The sequence below is a fragment of the Perlucidibaca piscinae DSM 21586 genome, from assembly GCF_000420045.1.
GTDB lineage: Bacteria > Pseudomonadota > Gammaproteobacteria > Pseudomonadales > Moraxellaceae > Perlucidibaca > Perlucidibaca piscinae.
On sequence record NZ_ATUE01000006.1, the window covers coordinates 496,273 to 512,518 of the forward strand.

Below are 16,246 nucleotides of genomic sequence, written 5' to 3' on the forward strand. Positions count from 1 at the left end.
GCCTGACATGGCCTTCTCGACCCTGACCGCCCTTTCTCCCGTGGATGGCCGCTATGCCGGCAAGGTCGACGCCCTGCGTCCGATCTTCAGCGAATTCGGCCTGATTCGCGCCCGCGTCGAGGTCGAGGTACGCTGGCTGCAGCGCCTGGCCGCCCTGCCCGGCGTTGCCGAAGTGCCGGCATTCAGCGCCGAGGCCACGCACTTCCTTGACCAGCTGGTGGCCAGCTTCAGCGAATCCGATGCCGAGTGGATCAAGACCACCGAACGCACCACCAACCATGACGTGAAGGCGGTCGAATACTTCCTCAAGGATCGCGTCACCGCCCTGCCCGAGCTCGCCGCTGTCAGCGAGTTCATCCACTTCGCCTGCACCTCGGAAGACATCAACAACCTGTCGCACGGCCTCATGCTGAAAGCCGGCCGCGATGTCGTTCTGGCGCAGATGCAGACCGTCACCGACGCCATTCGCGCGCTCGCGCACCGCTACGCCGATGTCTCCATGCTGTCGCGCACACATGGCCAGACCGCCTCGCCGACCACCCTCGGCAAGGAAATGGCAAACATCGCTTACCGCCTGCAGCGCCAGGTCGACCAGCTCGCCGCCGTGCCGCTGCTGGGCAAGATCAACGGTGCCGTCGGCAACTACAATGCCCATCTCGCGACCTATCCGGACGTGGACTGGCAGGCCAATGCCGAAACCTTCGTGACCTCGCTGGGGCTGACCTTCAACCCCTACACGACGCAGATCGAGCCGCACGACTACATCGCCGAGTACTTCGACGCCGTGCGCCGCTTCAACACCATCCTCATCGACTTCGACCGCGATGTCTGGGGCTACATCTCGCTGGGCTACTTCAAGCAGAAGCTCAAGGAAGGCGAAGTCGGCTCCTCGACCATGCCGCACAAGGTCAACCCGATCGACTTCGAGAACTCGGAAGGCAATCTCGGCCTCGCCAACGCCATCCTTGGTCACCTCGCCGAGAAGCTGCCGATCTCGCGCTGGCAGCGCGACCTCACCGACTCCACCGTGCTGCGCAACCTCGGCGTCGGTCTGGCGCACAGCGTCATCGCCTATGACGCCTCCCTGAAGGGCATCGGCAAGCTGGAAATGAATGCCCAGCGCCTCGCTGACGACCTCGATGCCTCCTGGGAAGTACTTGGTGAAGCCATCCAGACCGTGATGCGCCGCTACGGCATCGAGAAGCCCTACGAGAAGCTGAAGGCGCTGACCCGCGGCAAGGGCATCGACCGCGACAGCCTGCGCACCTTCATCGACACGCTCGACATGCCGGAAGCGGCCAAGGCCGAGCTGCGCGAGATGACGCCGGCCAGCTACATCGGCAACGCCATCGCCCAGGCTCGCGCCATCTGAATCACCACGGATACGCTGACATGACTCTGCTCGCCACGCCGGATGCCGTCGCACGCTGCCGCACGGATGCCCCTCTGCCGTGGCTGGGCGGTCTGCGTCCCAGCGAATTCCTGCGTGACTACTGGCAGAAGAAGCCGCTGCTGGTACGCAATGCCTTTCCGGCGCTGGCCGACCTGCTGGAGCCGCGCGAGCTGCTCGAGCTGGCAGAGACCGAAGACGTCGAGAGCCGCCTCATCATCGAGCAGGGCAAGACACCCTACGAGCTGCGCGAAGGGCCGTTCCACGCCACCACCTGGCGCAAGCTGCCGGCCACCGGGTGGACCGCGCTGGTGCAGGCCGTGGATCACTACCTGCCGCCGCTGGCAGACCTGCTCGACCACTTCGCCTTCGTTCCGGAATGGCGCATCGACGACGTCATGGTGTCGTATGCGGTACCGGGCGGCAATGTCGGACCGCACTACGACCTCTATGACGTCTTCCTCGTCCAGGGTCCTGGTCAGCGTCGCTGGCAGCTCGGCGAGCGCTGCGATGAAAACACGCCACGCAGTCCGCACAGCCAGCTCAAGATTCTCAGCGACATGCCGGTGCACTTCGACGAGACCCTGTCCTGCGGTGACTTTCTCTATGTGCCGCCGCACCTGGCGCACCATGGCGTGGCCGTCAGCGAATGCCTGACCTACTCGGTGGGCTTCCGGGCACCGGCCCTGACGCACCTGCTGGAACATCTGGTCGATGCCTCGCTGCAGGAGGCCGAGGCCGCCACCCTGTTCACCGACGCCAGCCGCGCCCTGCCTGCCGCTCCGCTGGCCCTGACCGCGGATGACGGCATCGCGCTGCACCGCCAGGCAATGGCCCTGCTGCTCTCGCCGGAACGCCTGCTGCCTGCGCTCGCACCGCTGCTCAGCGAACCCAAGTACGGTGATTACGAGCCCGAAGGTGAAACAGTCAGCCGGGGAGACCTGCGCAGCTTCCTCGCCGAGGGCGGCGATCTGCTGCGTGACCCCGCCTCACGCTGGCTGTGGCTGGAACAGAGCGGCACGCTCTGGGTCAACGGCCAGGTCATGGACCTTCCCGCATCCGGCTCGGCTCGCCAGCTGACCGCCATGCTGCAGGGACGCCGTCTTCACAATCACGCGCTGTCACAGCTTGATGATGCCGGGCTGGACTGGCTCTGCCAGCTGCTGGGCAGCGGCCTGCTGCTCGCCGTGGATGGCCTGTCGCCTGCCTGACCGCTGGTGATGCGCCGGTCGAACATGCCACGATAGGCACATCATGCCGATACGCGCCCTCACCTACCAGGCCAGTCCGCTGGCACTCTTCGACCGCTTCATCGACTGGTCCTGGCCGGTGCTGCTTGACAGCCAGGATGCCGGGCGCTGGGACATCATGACCGCGGCGCCCGATGCCACGGCAACACTGCTGGCCAACACGTGCTGGCAGATCGAGGGCATGCCGGAAACCGGCTTCTCCGACGCATTCGCTGCCCTGCAGGCACTGTCCGCAAGCACCTCGGCATGTGCGCAAAAGTTCGAGGTCGATCTGCCGTTCAGTGGCGGCGTCATCGCCACGCTGGGCTATGCCGCCGCCAGCGAGCGCGGACTGCCGGAACGACGTCATGACGACTGGCCCTGTGCCTTCATGGCACGCTACCGCTGGGCGATCTGCACCGACCATGACAGTCGGCAAAGCTGGCTGGTCTGGCAGAACGACATTGCCCCCGACCTGCTGGAACGCCTGCTCGTTGTCGTCGACACGCCGCCTCCGGCAGCATCGCGTCCTGCCCCGTTGCGCATGCTCGCGCCATTCAGCGCAGATACGGACACTGCACGCTACGCGGACGACATCGCGCGCATTCATGACTACATACGTGCCGGCGATTGCTACCAGATCAACTACACCCAGTCCTGGTCAGCCCCATGCGAAGGTCAGGGCTGGTCTGCATGGCAGGCACTGCGGGCTGCCGCGGGCGCGCCCTACTCGGTGTACTGGCGGCTGCCATGGGGAGAGATGCTGAGTCTCTCGCCCGAGCAGTTCCTCCAGGTGCAGCCGCGCCCGGATGGCGGCGCCCGTATCCTGACTCGCCCGATCAAGGGCACGCGTCGTCGCGAACCGGATGCCGTTGCCGATGCTGCCGAAGCCCGGGCACTGCGCACCAGCGGCAAGGACCTTGCCGAAAACGTCATGATCACCGACCTGCTGCGCAACGATCTCGCCAAGCACGCCACGATTGGCAGCGTCAGGGTTCCGGAGCTCTGCGCGCTGCACAGCTATGGCCAGGTTCATCATCTGGTTTCCACCATAGAAGCCAGGCTTGCACCCGGTCACTCTCCGGCACAGCTGTTCCGCGACGCCTTTCCGGGCGGCTCGATAACCGGCGCCCCCAAGAAGCGGGCCATGGAGATCATCGAGGCGCTGGAGGTCACTGCACGCGGCATCTACTGCGGCAGCGTGATCATGGCCGATGCCAGCGGCCGTTGGGACAGCAGCATCACGATACGCACCTTTGTCATCGGCAATGGCCGGATCCGTACCTGGGCAGGGGGTGGCATCACCCTGGACTCGGTCTGGCAGGACGAACACCAGGAATGTCACAACAAGATTGGCGGCCTCATGCGCACGCTGGAATCCCTGCACGACAGTGACGACGGCTGTTGAAGACACCCGCTTGCCACTGTTTTTTTCAACGCACTGCCCTACAATCCCCGGCCAAGCCTTTCAGCTGACACTCATCAAACGACAACGGACAGTCACCGGCAGGCCATCAACGGCATGCCGAACCAGGGAGCTTTCATGCACACGTTCAAACTCACCCGCCTTGCCTTCTGCCTCGCTGCCGCCGCAGGCCTCGCTGCCTGTTCCGAAGACAAGGACATGGGTCAGCAGACCCCCAGTGAGCCGATGATCCTCGATCCGGTCCAGGCTGAACTTGCCAACGTCCTGACCGACGTCTGCACAAGCATCATCGACGCCACGCCGGCCCAGTCCCCGCTGAATATCGGTGGCTTCGTCTGCGCCCTGGAAACCACGGTCAACAACGCGGTTGACGGCCCGGACAGCCTGATCACCAATCTGGTCACCAGCCTCCAGGCCCTGGGTGAGAACCCGTCGCCGGAACAACTGCAGGCCACGCTGACCTCCCTTCAGGCCGCCATTACCGGTGAAGGCTCCAATGTGGGCGTCGAAGAGCTGGTCACCCAGCTCGCCAGCGATCTGCCCTGCGCACTGCTGACGCTCGCCAAGCAGGAATGCGTGGCCGGTGACACGCCCCAGCAACAGCTGCAGGCGTATCTTGACCTGCTGGCCGGCGGCAATCCGTTTGCCGGAACACCGCTGGAGCCGCTGGGCGATGCCGCAAGTCCTGTTCTGCAGCCGCTGGTCGCTGCGCTCGGCACGGTATTCGCGGCAGCACCGGGCACCAGCCTGGATGGCGAGGTCGTGGATGCCCTGGGCACCGGCCTGACCGACATCGGCAACCTGCTGGTCAGCGGCTACAACAGCATTCCCGGCGCACAGCAGATCCCCGTCGCAGGCGAGCTTGTCGCCACCCTCGGCAATCTGGTCAGCGGTCTCGGCACCACGCTCGACAGCCTGGAAACCGGTACCGGTGGCTCGGTTGGTGATGTCCTCGACAGCACGCTTACCGATGTGGTCAATCTGCTCACTGCCGACACCGGCCTGCTCGGTGCACTGGCTGACGCATCCGGTCAGCAGCAACTGGTCGATGCCGTCACCACCGGCAATGAACAGCTGAACAGTCTGGTTGACGATGTCACCACCGCGCTGGACACCTCGCTGCTGCAACCTCTGGACGAAAGCGCCCTGAACCCGCTGCTCGGCGCACTCGCCCCGCTGACCTGCACCCTGCAACTGTTCGGTGACTGTGCCGAGCAGGGTGACCCCCTGGCCGAAGCCGGTGCCCTGCTTGGCCTCCTGAGCGGCAGCGACCTGGGCGCGGAAAATCCGCTTTCCGGTCTGCTCGACCAGGTCACCAGCGCCCTCGGCGGCGGTGACACCAGCGCCCTGACCGACCTGCTGGCCGGTACCCCGCTGGAACCGCTAGTGGGCCTGACTGACACCCTGTCGGAAGCCATCGGTGGTGGCGATGCAACAGCCATCACTGACCTGATCGAGAACAACCCGCTCGCTGGCGTGCTCGACACCCTGCTTGGCGACACCGGGCTGCTGGGCCTGCTTGGCGCCTGACAGACCGCTGTCACTGCGCCATGAAAAAACCGCCGAAAGGCGGTTTTTTCATGTCTGAGCGCACCTCCCGGCAACCCGTGCCGGGCACGCACGGACTCAGGGGATCTTGCGCAGCGATGCCTTGCGGATCTCGGCCTTGAGCTCTTCGTAGTTGTGCGTGACCGGGAACTGCGGGAACTCGCGGATCACGTTCTCCGGCGCATCGAACAGGATGCCCTGCTCGGCTTCGCTGAGCATGCCGGTGTCGTTGTAGGAGTCACCGGCGGCGATGCAGCGGTAGTTCAGCGAATGGAAGGCCTTGATGGCCATGGTCTTCTGATCCGGCTGACGCAGGGTGTAGTCAGTGATGGTGCCGTCTTCCGCGACTTCCAGCTTGTGGCAGAACAGCGTCGGCAGATCGAGCTGCTCCATCAGCGGCTTGGCGAACTCGTAGAACGTGTCCGACAGGATGATGAGCTGGAAGTTGTCGCGAACCCAGGCCAGGAACTCGCGCGCGCCCGGCAGCGGCCCCATCTCGGCGATCACCGCCTGGATATCCGGCAGACCCAGCTTGTGCTCGCGCAGGATGCGCAGACGCTGCTGCATCAGCACGTCATAGTCCGGAATGTCACGGGTGGTGGCCTCAAGCTCCTTGATGCCCGTGCGCTTGGCGAAATTGATCCAGATTTCGGGGACAAGCACGCCTTCCAGATCGAGACAAACCAGTTCCATCACAGCACCTCACGCGGGTAGACAGGGAGCGGGACGCCAACGGCCCCGAATGCGCGGCAAGGGTACTGGCAGACGCTGGCGCATGCAAATACCGGCGAACAGCTCTGCTATCATCGCCCGCAGGCGCGCAGCGCGTTCACGCCGCCAGCGCCCCATCTCATCCGTTGTCCAGCCAGGAGCCCGTCATGCCCGTTACCGCCGAACACGTAGCCGCCTGGGCCGCTGAACACGAGGGCAAGAGCCCGCAGACACTGATCAGGTTCGCGCTCACCACGTTTCCGAACATGACGCTGTCATTCAGCGGCGCCGAAGACGTGGTGCTGATCGACATGGCGGTGAAGAGCAAGCTGCCCTTCCGCGTCTTCACCCTCGACACGGGTCGCCTGCACCCCGAGACCTACCGCTTCCTCGACACCGTGCGTCAGCACTACGGCATCCCGCTGGAGGTCTGCTTCCCGGAACCCGCCGCGGTGAAGGCCATGGTCGATGCCAAGGGCCTGTTCAGCTTCTACCAGGACGACCACAAGGAATGCTGCGGCATCCGCAAGGTCGAGCCGCTGCGCAAGGTCCTCGCCACCACCACGGCCTGGATGACCGGCCAGCGCAAGGACCAGAGCCCGGGCACGCGCAACAGCGTGCCGCAGATCCAGCTCGACACCAGCTTCACCGGCACTGACGGCGCGCTGGTGAAATTCAATCCGCTGGCGAACTGGAGCTCGCAGGAAGTCTGGGACTACATCCGCGCGCTGGAAGTGCCCTACAACCCGCTGCACGAAAAGGGCTTCATCAGCATCGGCTGCGAGCCCTGCACCCGCCCCGTGCTGCCTGGCCAGCACGAGCGCGAAGGCCGCTGGTGGTGGGAGGAAGCCACCAAGAAGGAATGCGGCCTGCACATGGGTAATGTCGAAGCCGAGGCGGTGTCATTCGAGATCCGCCAGGGCTGAGCAAGGCCTCAGAATCGGGGCAGATCGCTGGCGCGGAACAGGTGATCGACCTCGGCCCGGGCATCGCCCCGGTTCAGCACCGACTCCACCACCGCCCGCTCCAGGTGCGGCGCGAAGGTTGAAATGAAGTCGAACATGAAACCGCGCAGGAAGGTGCCGCGACGGAAACCGATGTGGGTGACGCTGGGCTCGAACAGGTGCCCGGCGTCCAGCGCCACCAGATCCTTGTCGTCACGCGCCGGCTCGTAGGCCATCTGCGCAATGATCCCGACCCCCAGTCCCAGTCGCACATAGGTCTTGATGACGTCGGCGTCGGTGGCGGTGAACACCACGTTGGCGGCCAGGCCGGCCTGGCTGAAGGCCTCGTCGAGCTTGGAGCGGCCGGTGAAGCCGAACACGTAGGTGACGATGGGATAGTCCGCGATGGCCTCCAGCGTCAGGGGATGCACGTCGCACAGCGGATGCCCCTTGGGCACCACCACCGTGCGGTTCCACTGGTAGGCCGGCAGCATCACCAGATCGGAGAAATGCTCCAGCGCCTCGGTGGCAATGGCAAAGTCCACGGTACCGTCGGCGGCCATCTCGGCGATCTGCTGCGGCGTGCCCTGGTGCATGTGCAGGGCGACATCCGGATAGCGCTGGCGGAACGCCTCGATCACCGGCGGCAGACGGTAGCGGGCCTGGGTGTGCGTGGTCGCCACCGACAGGCTGCCGCGGGCCTCGTCCGAGAACTCCAGAGCCACCTGGCGGATCGAGTCGGTGAGACGCAGCACCTCGCCGGCCAGCTTGAGAATGGACTGCCCCGCCGGCGTGACCCGGCTCAGGTGCTTGCCGTTGCGGGCAAAGATCTCCACCCCCAGCTCATCCTCCAGCAAGCGGATCTGCTTGCTGATGCCGGGCTGGGACGTGAACAGCGCGGCCGCCGTCTGTGACACGTTGAGCTCGTGCTGAGCCACTTCCCAGATGTAGCGGAGCTGCTGAAGCTTCATCGCACAGACACTCTTGTGATAAGTCGTGGCTCATTTATAACAAAACCTGATGGACGTCACACGCACCGTTCATGTTTGAAAAGACTTTGCAGTATGATCGGGCGATTCCGTGGAGAGCCTTATGACCCTTGCTGACAACCAGATTGACGACCTCAACATCCGTTCCATCGACGTGCTGATCACGCCGGACCAGCTCAAGCACGAGCTGCCATTGAGCGACGCGGCCTACCACACGGTGCTCAACGGCCGTCAGGTCATTCGCAACATTCTCGATGGCAAGGATCACCGCCTGTTCCTGGTGGTCGGCCCCTGCTCGATCCATGACCTCAAGGCTGCGCACGAGTACGCGCAGCGCCTCAAGGTGCTGTCCGAGCAGGTCAAGGACACGCTATATCTGGTCATGCGCGTGTACTTCGAGAAGCCGCGCACCACGGTGGGCTGGAAAGGCCTGATCAACGACCCGTTCATGGATGACAGCTTCCGCATCCAGGATGGCCTGCACATCGGCCGCAAGCTGCTGCTCGAACTCAACGAGATGGGACTGCCCTGCGCCACCGAGGCGCTCGATCCGATGTCGCCGCAGTTCCTGCACGACCTCATCGCCTGGTCGGCCATCGGCGCGCGCACCACCGAATCGCAGACCCACCGCGAGATGTCCTCGGGCCTGTCGTCGCCGGTCGGCTTCAAGAACGGCACCGACGGCGGCCTCAAGGTGGCCACCAACGCCCTGCTCTCGGTGCAGAATCCGCACAGCTTCCTGGGCATCAACTCGGAAGGCAAAGTGGCCGTGATCAACACCACCGGCAACCGCTACGGCCATGTCGTGCTGCGCGGCGGCGACGGCAAGCCCAACTACGACTCGGTGTCGGTGGCGCTGGCGGAACGCGAACTGGAAAAGGCCAAGGCCCCGCTCAACATCATGATCGATGCCTCGCATGCCAACTCCAACAAGGATCCGGCGCTGCAGCCGCTGGTCATGGACAACGTCGCCAACCAGATCGTCGAGGGCAACACGTCTATCGTTGGCATGATGATCGAGTCGCACCTCAAGTTCGGCCGCCAGGACATCCCCAAGGATCTCTCCCAGCTCGAGTACGGCAAATCGGTCACCGACGGCTGCATCGACTGGGACACCACCGAAAAGGCCATCCTGTCCATGCGTGACAAGCTCAAGGACGTGCTGCCGGGACGTCGCTGACCCGTACGCCGCGAGCCCGCCAGGCCGCCCGATTCCGATGCCCAGCATTTGACCAACCAGTCATTTGCGGCATTGAAATCCGGCGGCCTTGCTGTTTACGTGCTACCACTACAATCAAGAACAAATCGGAGACCATCGTGTCAGCCTCCCGTCACCTTAGCCGCCTGACCGCCTTGGTCGCCCTGCTGTCGTCCGCACCGCTTGCCCTCGCCAGTGTCGGCAGCCCTGACCGTGCCGGCGAGCCCATTCCCGGCCAGTACGTCGTGCAACTGCAGCTGCCCGTGGTGCAGCAGGTGCTGGGTCGCCTGCCCCTGCGTTCGCTGATCAGCCAGCTGCTGCTGCCGGTCACCAGCGAGCTGCCCTTCCAGGTCTACGAGCATGCCTTTCCCGGCTTCGCGATCCGCTTGTCCCCGCAGCAGGCGGCTCAGCTTGACCGCATTCCCGGCGTGCATGTCGAACAGGACCAGGTGATGAGCGTGCAGGCTCGTACCACGGTCAGCACCAGCCTCTATGGCCTCGACCGCATCGATCAGCTGAGTGGCACCAACAGCACCTACAGCTATCCGTCGCTGGCCGGTCAAGGTGTCAATGTCTATGTCATTGACACCGGTCTGCGCTCGACCCACATGGAATTCACCGGCCGTGTCGGCACAGGCCGCAACTTTGCTCCCAACAGCAGCTCCCTGCTCGGGGCCAGCACCAATGCCAGCAACACCACTGACTGTGACGGGCACGGTACTCATGTCGCCGGCACGGTTCTGGGCAGCAGCTATGGCGTTGCACGCAGTGCCACGATCTATCCGGTACGCGTGCTGGGCTGCGACGGCTCCGGCAGCAACTCGGGCGTGATTGCCGGCATTGACTGGATGATCGCCAACCACCGCAAGCCGGCCGTCGGCAACATGTCACTGGGTGGTGCCGCCTCGACCACGCTGGACACCGCCGTGCGCAACGCCATCAGCAACGGCATCACCATGGTGGTGGCAGCAGGCAACGAGAACACCAATGCCTGCAACGGCTCGCCGAACCGGGTCACGGAAGCACTGGTGGTAGCCGCATCAACCGCGGCCGACCGTCGTGCCTCCTATTCCAACTACGGCAGCTGCGTCGACCTGTTCGCACCGGGCGATGCCATCCGCTCGGCCGGCATCAGCTCCGACAGTGCATCCGCCACGCTCAGCGGCACCTCCATGGCAGCGCCGCACGTGGCCGGGGCAGCCGCGCTGTATCTGGCCAGCAGGCCGTCACAATCCCCGGCTCAGGTTGCCAGCGACCTGTTGCAGCAGACCTCGGTGAACCGCATCACGGACGTGGTGGGCAGCCCAAACAAGCTGCTGCATGTCGGCGTGCTTGAGGATGATGCCAACTTCGTTCCGGGAGACGATCCGGATCCGGTCGAGCCGCCCCCGCCTGCCGTCCCCTGCACCGGCTGTACGGCCTACACCATCACGCTCGATGGCACGGCCCGCAACGTGCTGGCACCGAACAGCAATGGTTTCAGCTTCAGCGGCGGCACCTTGCGCGGCTACCTGATGACGGGCAGCGTGAAGAGCGGCAGCATCGGCATCGCGCTGGAACGTCGTGTAAGCGGCCTGCTGTCGACCAGCTGGCAGGCGGTGAGTGTCAGCCCGCTGTCCGGAACCAGTGCCAACCAGGCGGTCACGTCCGGGAATCTGGCCAGTGGCACCTACCGCTGGAGGCTGAGCACGTCGACAGGAAGCGGGACGGCGACGTTCTACGGGCAGCCGCGCTGAATCAGAACTACTGTGGCACCGGGGGCCCTGACCCCTGCTGAAAATGCACTGACGTGATCATTTTCAGCAGGGGCCAGGGCCCTCGGCGATTCAGGTGATGCAGCCGGTTCGGAAGACTGACTCTCACCAAGGAACACTGCAAACGTCGCACAAGGCAAAGGGGCCGGAGGCTGCTGGAAAACGATCACGCCAGTGCGTTTTCCAGCAGCCTCCGGCCCCTTTTGCCGACTGCCGACTTCACCCGCTCACTTGAAGTAGGCGTTGTCCTTCTTGCTGTGGTCCGTGCTGTCGGTGACCCGTGCCAGCTCCGGAATATGCGCCTTGAGCGTGGTCTCGACGCCCTGCTTGAGCGTCATGTCGACTGCCGAGCAGCCCTGGCAGCCGCCGCCGAACTTGAGCACGGCAGTCAGGCCATGCTCGGGATCGGTGTAGCATTCGAGCAGACTGACATTGCCGTTGTGCGCAGCAAGGCCCGGGTTGACCTCGGCGAACAGCACATGATTGATGCGCTCCTCGATCGGGCTGTCGGCAGAGATGTTGGGAACCTTGGAGCGTGGCGCCTTGAAGGTCAGCTGACCGCCCATGCGATCCTTGTTGAAGTCGATCACGGCATCCACCAGGTAGCTGGCCGAACGACCTTCAACAAATGCCGGGAAGCCGTTGAACTCGACACGAATGTCGTCTTCGCGTTCCTCGCCCTGCGTGCAGTAGGCCATGCAGCATTCGGCGCGCGGCGTACCAGCGTTCTCCACGAAGATGCGCACGCCGATGCCCGGGCTGTTCTGCTTGGCGAGCAGCTCGACCAGATAGGCCTGGGCCGTTTCCGTGATGGTCAGGTTGGTTTCGGGCACTGTGGTGTTCGTGGACTCGCTCATCAGACACGTCGCCGGGAAAATGGAAAGGGTCAAAAGTATAGCAGCTCGGCATCGCGGGCGTCGTCGGCACATGACAGGGACGCCGCGCATCAGAACTGCTACACTATCCATCCATTTTTTTGGATGGATAGTTTCCTGCCATGCCCGCGCCCGCCGCCCTGACGCAACGCCTTTCCGCTTTTCATGCTGCCCTGCGGGAACGCATCCTGATCATCGACGGCGCCATGGGCACCATGATCCAGCGTCACAAGCTGCAGGAGGCCGATTATCGCGGCGAACGTTTCGCCGACTGGCCGCGTGACGTCAAGGGCAACAACGACCTGCTGGTGCTCACCAATCCCGGCATCATCGCGGGCATCCACGATGCCTACTGCGCGGCCGGTGCCGACATCCTCGAGACCAACTCGTTCAACGGCACGCGTGTGTCCATGGCCGACTACGGCATGGAGTCGCTGGTGCCCGAGCTCAACCGCGAAGCCGCCGCCCTCGCCCGGCGCGTCGCGGACGAGTGGAGCGCGCGTGAGCCGCACAAGCCGCGCTTCGTCGCCGGCGTGCTCGGCCCGACCTCGCGCACCTGCTCGATCTCGCCGGACGTGAACAACCCGGCCTTCCGCAACGTGAGCTTTGACGAGCTGGTCGAGAACTACCGCGAAGCGACTGTCGCGCTGATCGAGGGTGGCGCCGATCTCATCCTGATCGAGACCGTGTTCGACACGCTCAATGCCAAGGCCGCCATCTTCGCCGTGCAAGGCGTCTACGAGGAGCTCGGCGTCGAGCTGCCCATCATGATCTCGGGCACCATCACCGACGCTTCCGGTCGCACGCTCTCGGGCCAGACCGCGGAGGCGTTCTGGAACTCGGTGCGGCACGCCAAGCCGATCTCGATCGGCTTCAACTGCGCGCTCGGCGGCAAGGAACTGCGCCCCTACGTGGCCGAACTGGCCGGCAAGGCCGAGACCTTTGTCAGCGCCCACCCCAATGCCGGCCTGCCCAACGCCTTCGGCGAGTACGACGAAACCCCGGCGGAAACGGCATCCATCCTGCGCGAGTTCGCGGAAAGCGGCTTCCTGAACCTTGTCGGCGGCTGCTGCGGCACCACCCCGGATCATATCCGGGCCATCGCCGACGCCGTCGCCGGCCTGCCGCCGCGTGCCGTGCCGACGCTGACGCCGGCCTGCCGCCTGTCCGGCCTCGAGCCGTTCACCATCGCGCAGGACAGCCTGTTCGTGAATGTCGGCGAGCGCACCAACGTCACCGGCTCCAAGAAGTTCGCCCGCCTCATCCGCGAAGAGAACTACCAGGAAGCGCTGGACATCGCGCGCGGCCAGGTCGAGAGCGGTGCCCAGATCATCGACATCAACATGGATGAAGGCATGCTCGATTCCGAGCGTGCCATGGTCACCTTCCTCAACATGGTCGCCACCGAGCCGGACATCTGCCGCGTGCCCATCATGGTCGACTCGTCAAAATGGGAGATCATCGAGGCCGGCCTCAAGTGCATCCAGGGCAAGCCGGTGGTGAACTCGATCTCGATGAAGGAAGGTGTCGAGGAGTTCAAGCAGCGCGCGCGCCTGTGCATGCGCCATGGCGCCGCCGTCATCGTCATGGCCTTCGACGAACAGGGCCAGGCCGACACCGAGGCGCGCAAGAACGAGATCTGCAAGCGCTCCTACGACATTCTGGTCAACGAGGTCGGCTTCCCGCCGGAAGACATCATCTTCGACCCTAACGTGTTCGCCGTGGCGACCGGCATCGAGGAGCACAACAACTACGCCGTCGATTTCATCAATGCCTGCGCCTTCATCAAGCGCGAGCTGCCGTATGCCATGATCTCGGGCGGCATCTCCAACGTCTCGTTCTCGTTCCGCGGCAACGAGCCGGTACGCGAAGCCATCCACTCCGTCTTCCTCTACCACGCCATCCGCAACGGCCTCACCATGGGCATCGTCAACGCCGGCCAGCTGGCGATCTACGACGATCTGCCGGCCGAGCTCAAGGAGCGCGTCGAGGACGTGATCCTGAACCGTCGTGCCGACGGCACCGAACGCCTGCTGGAAATCGCCGAGCAGTATCGTGGCGATGGCGCCAAGGCCGCCGTCGAGGACGAAGCCTGGCGCAGCCTGCCCGTCGGCAAGCGCCTCGAGCATGCGCTGGTCAAGGGCATCACCACCTTCATCGTGGAAGACACGGAAGAAGCCCGCCTGTCGGTGGCACGTCCGATCCATGTCATTGAAGGTCCGCTCATGGACGGCATGAACGTGGTTGGCGACCTCTTCGGCGCCGGCAAGATGTTTCTGCCCCAGGTGGTGAAATCGGCGCGCGTGATGAAGCAGGCGGTAAACCACCTGATTCCATTCATCGAGGCCGAAAAGAACGGCGTCGTGGAGGCCAAGGGCAAGGTGCTCATGGCCACGGTCAAGGGCGACGTCCATGACATCGGCAAGAACATCGTCGGTGTCGTGCTCGGCTGCAACGGCTATGACATCGTCGACCTCGGCGTCATGGTGCCCTGCGAACGCATCCTGCAGGTCGCCCGCGAGGAGAAGGTCGACATCATCGGCCTCTCCGGCCTGATCACGCCCTCGCTCGACGAGATGGTTCATGTCGCGCGCGAAATGCAGCGCCAGGACTTCCACATCCCGCTGCTGATCGGTGGCGCCACCACGTCCAAGGCGCACACCGCGGTCAAGATCGACCCGCAGTACAGGAATGACGGCGTGGTCTATGTCGCCGACGCCTCGCGCGCGGTCGGCGTCGTCACCACCCTGCTCAGCCAAGACATGAAGCCGGCCTTCCTTGCCGAGCGTCGTACCGAATACGCCGAGGTGCGCGAGCGCATCGCCAACCGCCAGCCGCTGGCAGAGCGGCTGCCCTATGTGCGCGCAACCGAGCTGGGCCTGAAGACCGACTGGGCCGGCTACGCCCCGGTGGCACCGCGCCGCAGCGGCATCACCGTGTTCGACAGCCAGCCCGGCACGGATGCTGAAGCGGTGACGCTGGGCGAACTGGTCGACTACATCGACTGGACACCCTTCTTCATCTCCTGGGACCTGCACGGCAAGTACCCGAAGATTCTCGACGACGCCGTCGTCGGCGAGGCCGCGCGCAATCTTTTCAAGGACGCGCAGGCCATGCTCGGCACGCTGATCGCTTCGCAGCAGCTGCGCGTGCGCGGTGTCATCGGTCTGTGGCCGGCAAACCGGGTTGGTGCCGACGACATCCGGGTCTGGGCTGACAGCGCACGCAGCCAGGTGCTGGGCGAGATCCATTGCCTGCGCCAGCAGAGTGACAAGGGCAGCGAGGGCGTCAACCTCTCGCTGGCCGACTTCGTGGCCCCGCTGGACACCGGCATCAACGATCATGTCGGCGGCTTTGCCGTTTCCGTGCATGGCGCCGACGAGCTGGCTGCCGCCCATGAACAGGCCGGCGACATGTACAACGGCATCCTGATCAAGGCCCTGGCTGACCGCTTTGCCGAAGCCATGGCCGAGTGTCTGCACCGTCGCGTGCGCACCGACTACTGGGGCTACGCGCCAGACGAATCGCTGGGCAATGACGAGCTGATCGCCGAGAAATATGTCGGCATACGTCCGGCACCGGGCTATCCCGCCTGCCCCGAGCACAGCGAGAAGGCCGAGCTGTTCCGCTGGCTGTCGGCACCGGAGCGGGCCGGCATGACGCTGACCGAGCATTACGCCATGCTTCCGGCAGCCGCCGTATCGGGCTGGTACATCGCGCATCCGAAGGCTGACTACTTCAATGTCGGCAAGATCGGTCGCGACCAGGTCGAGGACTATGCCCGCCGCAAGGGCTGGGAACTGGCCACGGCGGAGCGTTGGCTTGCACCCAATCTGGGGTATGATCCGGACAGAAACTGAAGTGCCGGTCCGTCCCTGAGGTCGTGACCGGTCGCTCTCGCAGAAGATCTGGTCGCCCTCGAGGCAAAACGGACGGAGGCATTCAGTGCAAGGTGGTTACGGACATGCGCTGCCGCCTGGCGGCCCCAAGCCCAAGCCGCGCTGGCGGCGGGCACTCAGCCGGTTCCTTCGATCCGGCTTCAATGTTGCCGGCCTCAAGCAGGTCGATCTTGACGAGAATGCCGAACATGCCGAGGTTTTCGTACTGTCCGGCATTCTCCTGTTCGGCCTCATTGTCGGGGCCTGCTGGATACTGATCCAGCAGTACCTCGGCATCGAGTGA

Annotated in this window: 12 protein-coding genes; 9 read left to right on the forward strand and 3 right to left on the reverse strand. The window is 64.5% G+C overall.

All coding sequences use genetic code 11. From position 1 onward, the window contains the following. The first annotated feature begins 7 nt into the window (after positions 1–7). The 4 genes from purB (at position 8) to F595_RS0106440 (ending at position 5,575) form a co-directional block, all read left to right on the forward strand. Positions 8–1,372, forward strand: a complete 1,365-nt coding sequence (gene purB, locus F595_RS0106425) for an adenylosuccinate lyase (RefSeq protein ID WP_022956050.1) — start codon at positions 8–10, stop codon at positions 1,370–1,372. A gap of 20 nt (positions 1,373–1,392) precedes the next feature. Continuing rightward, the gene (locus tag F595_RS0106430) at positions 1,393–2,601 is read left to right on the forward strand and encodes a JmjC domain-containing protein (RefSeq protein ID WP_022956051.1); all 1,209 of its coding nucleotides are present in this window, start codon (positions 1,393–1,395) and stop codon (positions 2,599–2,601) included. A 43-nt stretch (positions 2,602–2,644) separates the two neighbouring features. Continuing rightward, on the forward strand, positions 2,645–4,027 hold the full coding sequence (locus F595_RS0106435; RefSeq protein WP_022956052.1) for an anthranilate synthase component I family protein: 1,383 nt from the start codon (positions 2,645–2,647) through the stop codon (positions 4,025–4,027). Between the two features lie 135 nt (positions 4,028–4,162). Then, positions 4,163–5,575: a hypothetical protein gene (locus F595_RS0106440; protein ID WP_156873813.1), complete on the forward strand. Its 1,413-nt coding sequence runs from the start codon at positions 4,163–4,165 to the stop codon at positions 5,573–5,575. A gap of 96 nt (positions 5,576–5,671) precedes the next feature. Here the strand turns inward: F595_RS0106440 and thrH are convergent, their stop codons facing one another. Then, complete coding sequence (gene thrH / locus F595_RS0106445) at positions 5,672–6,286, reverse strand: bifunctional phosphoserine phosphatase/homoserine phosphotransferase ThrH (RefSeq protein ID WP_022956054.1); 615 nt, start codon at positions 6,284–6,286, stop codon at positions 5,672–5,674. 185 nt (positions 6,287–6,471) lie between these two features. Between thrH and F595_RS13115 the strand changes: the two genes are divergently transcribed. After that, positions 6,472–7,230 carry a phosphoadenylyl-sulfate reductase gene (locus F595_RS13115; RefSeq protein WP_022956055.1) on the forward strand — a complete coding sequence of 253 codons (759 nt, stop codon included), beginning with the start codon at positions 6,472–6,474 and terminating at the stop codon, positions 7,228–7,230. Between the two features lie 8 nt (positions 7,231–7,238). On the opposite strand, the gene cysB is transcribed toward F595_RS13115, so the two are convergent. After that, the gene (gene cysB / locus F595_RS0106455) at positions 7,239–8,219 is read right to left on the reverse strand and encodes an HTH-type transcriptional regulator CysB (protein ID WP_022956056.1); all 981 of its coding nucleotides are present in this window, start codon (positions 8,217–8,219) and stop codon (positions 7,239–7,241) included. A gap of 121 nt (positions 8,220–8,340) precedes the next feature. Here cysB and F595_RS0106460 point away from each other — a divergent pair, with 121 nt between their 5' ends. Together F595_RS0106460 and F595_RS0106465 are read left to right on the forward strand one after the other, a co-directional pair. Next, positions 8,341–9,417, forward strand: coding sequence for a 3-deoxy-7-phosphoheptulonate synthase (locus F595_RS0106460; protein ID WP_022956057.1), 1,077 nt, complete (start codon positions 8,341–8,343; stop codon positions 9,415–9,417). Positions 9,418–9,554: 137 nt separating this feature from the next. Further along, positions 9,555–11,171: a S8 family peptidase gene (locus F595_RS0106465; protein WP_211213144.1), complete on the forward strand. Its 1,617-nt coding sequence runs from the start codon at positions 9,555–9,557 to the stop codon at positions 11,169–11,171. Positions 11,172–11,416: 245 nt separating this feature from the next. On the opposite strand, the gene nfuA is transcribed toward F595_RS0106465, so the two are convergent. After that, positions 11,417–12,046 (reverse strand): Fe-S biogenesis protein NfuA, encoded by a 630-nt coding sequence (gene nfuA / locus F595_RS0106470; RefSeq protein WP_156873814.1) that lies wholly within the window; start codon positions 12,044–12,046, stop codon positions 11,417–11,419. 140 nt (positions 12,047–12,186) lie between these two features. Here nfuA and metH point away from each other — a divergent pair, with 140 nt between their 5' ends. Together metH and F595_RS0106480 are read left to right on the forward strand one after the other, a co-directional pair. After that, positions 12,187–15,924, forward strand: a complete 3,738-nt coding sequence (gene metH / locus F595_RS0106475; RefSeq protein WP_022956060.1) for a methionine synthase — start codon at positions 12,187–12,189, stop codon at positions 15,922–15,924. Positions 15,925–16,009: 85 nt separating this feature from the next. Further along, positions 16,010–16,246, forward strand: coding sequence for a hypothetical protein (locus tag F595_RS0106480; protein WP_022956061.1), 237 nt, complete (start codon positions 16,010–16,012; stop codon positions 16,244–16,246).

Coding starts and splice junctions, on each gene's coding strand:
- purB (WP_022956050.1), top strand. CDS start 8: ATGGCCTTCTCGACCCTGACCGCCCTTTCTCCCGTGGATGGCCGCTAT.
- F595_RS0106430 (WP_022956051.1), top strand. CDS start 1,393: ATGACTCTGCTCGCCACGCCGGATGCCGTCGCACGCTGCCGCACGGAT.
- F595_RS0106435 (WP_022956052.1), top strand. CDS start 2,645: ATGCCGATACGCGCCCTCACCTACCAGGCCAGTCCGCTGGCACTCTTC.
- F595_RS0106440 (WP_156873813.1), top strand. CDS start 4,163: ATGCACACGTTCAAACTCACCCGCCTTGCCTTCTGCCTCGCTGCCGCC.
- thrH (WP_022956054.1), bottom strand. CDS start 6,286: ATGGAACTGGTTTGTCTCGATCTGGAAGGCGTGCTTGTCCCCGAAATC.
- F595_RS13115 (WP_022956055.1), top strand. CDS start 6,472: ATGCCCGTTACCGCCGAACACGTAGCCGCCTGGGCCGCTGAACACGAG.
- cysB (WP_022956056.1), bottom strand. CDS start 8,219: ATGAAGCTTCAGCAGCTCCGCTACATCTGGGAAGTGGCTCAGCACGAG.
- F595_RS0106460 (WP_022956057.1), top strand. CDS start 8,341: ATGACCCTTGCTGACAACCAGATTGACGACCTCAACATCCGTTCCATC.
- nfuA (WP_156873814.1), bottom strand. CDS start 12,046: ATGAGCGAGTCCACGAACACCACAGTGCCCGAAACCAACCTGACCATC.
- metH (WP_022956060.1), top strand. CDS start 12,187: ATGCCCGCGCCCGCCGCCCTGACGCAACGCCTTTCCGCTTTTCATGCT.